Raw genomic sequence first — 283 nt, 5'->3', positions numbered from 1 at the left:
TTATTCCGGCGAAAGTCAGTGTCATTAAGCACAAACAATTTAAATATGCTTGCAGACATTGCGAGCATGAACAATTGACCAGTAAAATCATCACCGCGCCTAAACCTAAACAACCGATACCGGGGAGTATTGCCAGTCCCGAGGCATTAGCGGCGGTTGTGACAGGCAAATACTGCGATGCCTTACCGCTTTATCGTTTCGTTGAAATACTGGGCCGTGGCGGCCTTGAACTATCGCGCGGAACATTAGCTAATTGGTGTATTAAAGCGGGCCTGCTAATCAG

Annotated in this window: 1 protein-coding gene; it reads left to right on the top strand. The window is 47.3% G+C overall.

Annotated features, from left to right (window positions below; translation table 11 throughout):
* A partial coding sequence (locus AAEY55_RS18795) for a transposase (RefSeq protein WP_350552643.1) occupies nt 1-283 on the top strand: 283 nt, incomplete at both ends.

Source organism: Pseudoalteromonas sp. 120-MNA-CIBAN-0494 (genome assembly GCF_040308885.1).
Classification (GTDB): Bacteria; Pseudomonadota; Gammaproteobacteria; order Enterobacterales; family Alteromonadaceae; genus Pseudoalteromonas; species Pseudoalteromonas nigrifaciens.
The sequence above is the reverse complement of the archived record's forward strand: the minus strand, read 5'-3'. Positions and strand labels throughout refer to the sequence as shown.